The sequence below is a fragment of the Myxosarcina sp. GI1(2024) genome (assembly GCF_053543375.1).
Genome location: NZ_JBKGTY010000020.1, coordinates 3994 through 8956 on the forward strand (window position 1 = coordinate 3994; position 4963 = coordinate 8956).

General features: G+C 39.1%; 6 protein-coding genes. 4 read left to right on the top strand and 2 right to left on the bottom strand.

Going from position 1 to position 4963, the window contains the following annotated elements:
* Nucleotides 1-64 precede the first annotated feature (64 nt).
* Together ACLFKQ_RS30215 and ACLFKQ_RS30220 are read left to right on the top strand one after the other, a co-directional pair.
* A complete protein-coding gene (locus tag ACLFKQ_RS30215; RefSeq protein WP_448998010.1) occupies nucleotides 65-1276 on the top strand; it encodes an IS256 family transposase in 1212 nt (403 codons plus the stop codon).
* A 434-nt stretch (nucleotides 1277-1710) separates the two neighbouring features.
* Nucleotides 1711-2115 carry a hypothetical protein gene (locus ACLFKQ_RS30220; RefSeq protein ID WP_449003305.1) on the top strand — a complete coding sequence of 135 codons (405 nt, stop codon included), beginning with the start codon at nucleotides 1711-1713 and terminating at the stop codon, nucleotides 2113-2115.
* Between the two features lie 218 nt (nucleotides 2116-2333).
* Here the strand turns inward: ACLFKQ_RS30220 and ACLFKQ_RS30225 are convergent, their stop codons facing one another.
* Nucleotides 2334-3047: a hypothetical protein gene (locus tag ACLFKQ_RS30225; protein ID WP_449003306.1), complete on the bottom strand. Its 714-nt coding sequence runs from the start codon at nucleotides 3045-3047 to the stop codon at nucleotides 2334-2336.
* A 375-nt stretch (nucleotides 3048-3422) separates the two neighbouring features.
* On the opposite strand from ACLFKQ_RS30225, the gene ACLFKQ_RS30230 reads away from it, so the two are divergent.
* Together ACLFKQ_RS30230 and ACLFKQ_RS30235 are read left to right on the top strand one after the other, a co-directional pair.
* Nucleotides 3423-3863, top strand: a complete 441-nt coding sequence (locus ACLFKQ_RS30230) for a CBS domain-containing protein (RefSeq protein WP_449003307.1) — start codon at nucleotides 3423-3425, stop codon at nucleotides 3861-3863.
* 249 nt (nucleotides 3864-4112) lie between these two features.
* Nucleotides 4113-4337 (top strand): hypothetical protein, encoded by a 225-nt coding sequence (locus ACLFKQ_RS30235; protein ID WP_449003308.1) that lies wholly within the window; start codon nucleotides 4113-4115, stop codon nucleotides 4335-4337.
* Nucleotides 4338-4436: 99 nt separating this feature from the next.
* Here ACLFKQ_RS30235 and ACLFKQ_RS30240 read toward each other — a convergent pair whose 3' ends face one another.
* Nucleotides 4437-4832, bottom strand: a complete 396-nt coding sequence (locus ACLFKQ_RS30240; protein WP_449003309.1) for a hypothetical protein — start codon at nucleotides 4830-4832, stop codon at nucleotides 4437-4439.
* Between the last annotated feature and the right edge of the window lie 131 nt (nucleotides 4833-4963).

Sequence of the window (4963 nt, forward strand, 5' to 3'; positions counted from 1 at the left end):
AAATAAATTGTGTCAAAGGTCAAAACACACTCTAATAAATAGAATTAATGTGAGGAATGAGACTATGACCTTTCGACCAGAGTTAATTGATGAACTGCTCAAAGACTATGAAAAACCAGAAGACCTTATTGGAGAAGGAGGAATCCTCAAACAACTGACCAAAAAACTCGTAGAGCGTTGTTTAGAAGCTGAAATAGACGTACATCTAGAGACTCAGAAGGCAGAGCGGGGCAAAAAAGAGCGACAAAATCGACGCAACGGACACAGCCGTAAAACCATTAAGGGGGAGTTTGGCGAAGCGGAACTTGCCGTGCCTCGCGATCGCGATCGCCAATTCGAGCCTCAGATGGTCAAAAAAGGACAAACTCGTTTTACAGGCTTCGATGACAAGATTCTCGCCCTGTATGCGAGAGGAATGACCACTCGTGATATCCAAGCCCAACTACAAGACCTTTATGGAGTAGAAGTATCGCCAGCCCTGGTATCTCAAGTAACCAATGCGGTTCATGAAGAGCGACTCCAGTGGCAAAATCGCAGCCTAGAGGCAGTGTATCCAATTATCTTTTTTGATGCTTTGGTCGTCAAAGTCAGACAGGAGGGAAGAGTCATCAACAAAGCCGTCCATCTAGCTCTGGGAATCAACATCGAAGGCGATAAGGAGTTATTGGGGCTGTGGATGACCCAGACAGAAACGGCAAAATTCTGGCTGTCGGTGTTAACTGAGTTAAAGAATCGTGGAGTCAAGGATATCTTTATTGCTTGTATCGATGGTCTGACGGGCTTCGCCGAAGCGATTGAAACGGTATTTACGCAAACCCGCGTACAGTTATGTATGGTACACATGGTCAGGAACTCCCTACGCTATGTCTCCTACAAACACCGTAAAGCTGTTGCCGCTGACCTCAAACGAGTGTACACTGCCGCTACTGAAGCTGAAGCCGAACAGGCACTAATAACTTTTGCTGACAAGTGGGACTCCACTTATGCCCCAATTAGTAGGTCTTGGCTGGCTCACTGGCAGCACGTGATTCCGTTTTTCCAGTTTCCTCCAGAAATCCGTCGCATTATTTACACCACTAATGCGATCGAGTCGATGAATATGACTCTTAGAAAAGTGTTGAAGAATCATCGGATTTTTCCAACAGATGAAGCTGCGCTCAAAGTTATTTATCTTGCGATTAATAACTTATCTCAGAGATGGACTAGACCTTTACGGGATTGGAAAGCTGCTTTAAATCGATTTGCCATCGAGTTTGAAGGACGGCTTCCACTTTAACTTTCTTTGACACAAACTTATTGACAGATCCGTTTCTGTCGTTATTTTCAGTTAGAAGGGCATCGTTGGGGACGCTGTGAAATCTTAAATGTCGAAGTTAAAGGCAATTGTCCTGCTTGTTCGATAGCCAAGCCCTTCTTTCCTCTACCTAAAGAGCACGAAGAGAATAAAAAACCAGAAAAAGGTACAGATCCGGAAATGAAGACACGACAAATCGAGACTGAACTAAGAGCGAGCCTTGAAAATACCTCAGAAATTATCAATCAGCATTTGTAATATTGTAATAATTCTCTGCAAATCTTAGTAAAATAGATAACTATCTATGCAGAACATTCTAAGATAGAAATTATTCAAACTATCTTTACATTTATTTACATCGGGGTAGAATAACTATGTAAATTTACGTAGTCTTACTCACAGAGATTCATGTAAAAATGCTACAACAAGCAAATGAGAGAGTTTTGGTCAACTCCGATGGTTCCATTGAACTATCTTTTTACCAACATCAAGATGGATTGGCGATTCATCCTATCTCTAAAATCACTAAGGAGAGGCTTCGTTTCAGATTAGGGGATTCTGAAAGTGGTTATCTGTACGATGATATATTTCTTACTTGGTTGAAAAACCAAGAAGATAGTATGTACTATCTATTCTATTTAAAGTATGAATTTACTTCTGAAGATGAAAAGAGATATGCAGAACTTGTTGAGAACGGCTGTTCCGATTCCAAACAAGAACTAGCGGAAATTTATAAGCGAGCCACCAAGAAATATGAACCATTTATTGGAACTCTAGAAGAAGTAGCTTCTGCTTTAGAAGGTTTTTATAATCAATGTTGATACTTGGATTTAATATATTTTAGCTTTAAAGAAACGTCAATCTGATTCCAAAGCTCTACGTCTACTCTGGAATCATAAAAAAGCTTATGAGCAGCAGAAATTCACCCCTTTACTGTTTCACTTGTATTTCACTCATAATCAGAGCGATCTAGTAAGGTTGTATGCTTGTATATTTATGAGGAGAGCTAATGTAAATATCTAAATATTATTAGCTATTTTTATTGTTTTACTTTGTAGTCTCTTTGCCACTTTTCTATAGTCGAAGGTTTCAAATTCGCTACTTTTTCTACCATCAGTTCTAGTAAGTTAACTACGCTCAAATCTAGCTTCATAGCTACTTTTAAGATTTTTAAGTAGAGTTTGGGTGGCACTTTAATAACAGTTTCTACTTTCTCTTCTGCTTCTGGTGGATGTAAAAACTTATCAATGGATTTAGCAGTCAGAAGATGTTCGGGTATATTGCTTGCAATGTCGGCCCAATTTTCGATTAAAGCTTCAGTGCCTATATACTCAGCTAGAGGTTCGCACTGAGATATATTGTGTGGTAGCACGGTAAACCCTGCATGAATAAGTTCCATTACTACTCTGGCTGCCTCTATTATTCGTTTTACCTGCCAGTATGATAACTTTAAAACCTTCTTACAGAAGACCTTAAAGTCAGTGTAGTATCTTTTGTGGAGTTTCAAAGATTGGATCTTAAAAGCTAACAGACCATTACGAACGAAGGACATCATGTTGTTCCTAAACTCGAAGGCTAGATACTTTAAATCGAAATCACCTTCAATCTTGTTATCTACATATAAAGCATATTCAATCAGCTCTTGAATGACATCATCATTCTTATTGGCTAATTCAGCATCTGGTTCGTGGTATAGCTCTTTAACGAAGGGATTGGGATTGAAACCTTTAGGCGCACTGTAGTAGTTTTTCACAGATGTCTCCAAATTTTATCTAGGAAATTTGAGACAAACTCCTCTGTGATGTGCTAATCTAAAGCTACCACACGGTAGATTTGCACACCATCATGGTGTCTCAAAAAATATGCAATTAGCCGCTATCTCTCCGCTAAGAGGTAGCGGTTAGTTGCAATTGTATACCTTTTTTAGCTAAAGCTCTACATTTGTTTCTTTATTGTGAATATTCAATACTCTAGAGTAGAGAAGTTTGTAGGTTAGGAAGGAGTTCGACTAAATAAAGTTTCAGCCATCTGTTCTTAATATGGTCTGTATCAAGTAAAGCTTTGGTCATTCCGCAAAATGTGGATCTGTTACTATTAGAGCCAAACAATCAGTCGGTATAGGTTAACCATGAAACTCTCAGACTATAACCAAATGCCTACCGTAGCAGCTCTGATGAAATCATTACCCTATTTTGCTCGGCCTGGCGATACTGTGGCTCAAGTCGATGGGTTGATGAAGAAGCACAATATTGGACATATACCAATTAAGCAAGGCGAGCAAGTGGTAGGAATTGTTTCCGAGCGAGATTTACGCTGGATGAGAAGTCCCGCACTTTTGCTTCCAGATCCTGAAGAGATTCCTGTGGCTCATGTGCAAGTTAATAATCCCTATACAGTAGAGATAACTACCCCACTTAATACAGTCTTACAGGAGATGTCTAAGAGAAAGATCGGTGCCGCAGTGGTAGTCAAGTCAGGAGAATTAGCGGGGATTGTCACAGTTACCGATATTTGTAGCGTGTTAGCCGAAATTTTGACAGCTCAATTTAGTCAATCTCCTGGTGTTTAGATTCTACAAGGGTCGGTAGTTTCCCTGATAAGAAAACTTATCTAGTGTTTTGTTTTTAGCCCTATTGGTTAGTCGCCGCTGTGAGAGACGCGCTTCGAGCCGTGCAGCCTGTTAAGGGCTGCGGATGACAAACATGCTCAGTGCGGTTAGAATACAAGCCGTCCTTTCTGCCCTTTAAAGAGTGAGACCTATCATTTTCTCTTGGCAGAAAACCTGTCATTTCTAATGAGTTAATTTTGGTTTTTTGCCATGAAAATTGAGAAAATTCTGCTAGAAGATTATCAGATGATTATTCGCTTTTACGATCTTCCTCATCCTGAAAGTGACGACCGTATTTTTTTTGAGGATTTAATTGAACATTGCGGTTTTCTAGAAAATGCTTCTATTGATAGCATAAATAAGACTGTTCAGATTTCTTCTGTCGATACTTATTCGATATACCTTTTTCTTAATATTATTCAACGTTATCTTTAATAATCCTGCAAATTAAATTCTCGATTTTTTTCTACCTAGACAAAACGGAAATTCATGCGCTAACTCACATAAATTTCCGTTTTGTCTAAAGTTCAAAAGTTAACGATTGAAGTGGGGACATTGTCCGGCATCTATTGATTCTACAGTTTTGGTAATTGAGTTTTGTTTTGATGAGTGCGACACTCGTTCTATATCTGCTGCTTCTTCAAGATGATGGCTCTCAATAGCTGTCTCTAAATAGAGTGAATTAGCTTCTTGAATTATTTGCTCTAATTCTGGAGTTGGCGAGCCACCATCAATAGCTTCAACCAATGTTGATTCTAATGTTGATTCTGAGGTTTTATCTGGCATTGGTACTGTTGGGACTGTTTCTCCTGAAAATTTTAGTAAAGATTCAGAAGGCGTACCGCCATTGATTGCTTTGCCTATTTCAGCTCCAGCAAGGTTAATGGTCTGAGTGTTTGGGCTGTGTTTGCCTACAATTGTAGTGTTCATATTTCTTTCTTATTAATTCATAATTGACCTCTATGTGTAACGGACTGAAATTATAATCACTTCGACCCGAAATTATCGGTGTTTTCAGCCCACATTAAATGAAACTATAATTTCGCTTCGACCCAGATTAT

Bases quoted from the DNA above. Each gene is read 5' to 3' on its own strand.
- ACLFKQ_RS30235 (WP_449003308.1), top strand. From the start codon at position 4,113: ATGAAAATTGAGAAAATTCTGCTAGAAGATTATCAGATGATTATTCGC.
- ACLFKQ_RS30215 (WP_448998010.1), top strand. From the start codon at position 65: ATGACCTTTCGACCAGAGTTAATTGATGAACTGCTCAAAGACTATGAA.
- ACLFKQ_RS30230 (WP_449003307.1), top strand. From the start codon at position 3,423: ATGAAACTCTCAGACTATAACCAAATGCCTACCGTAGCAGCTCTGATG.
- ACLFKQ_RS30220 (WP_449003305.1), top strand. From the start codon at position 1,711: ATGCTACAACAAGCAAATGAGAGAGTTTTGGTCAACTCCGATGGTTCC.
- ACLFKQ_RS30240 (WP_449003309.1), bottom strand. From the start codon at position 4,832: ATGAACACTACAATTGTAGGCAAACACAGCCCAAACACTCAGACCATT.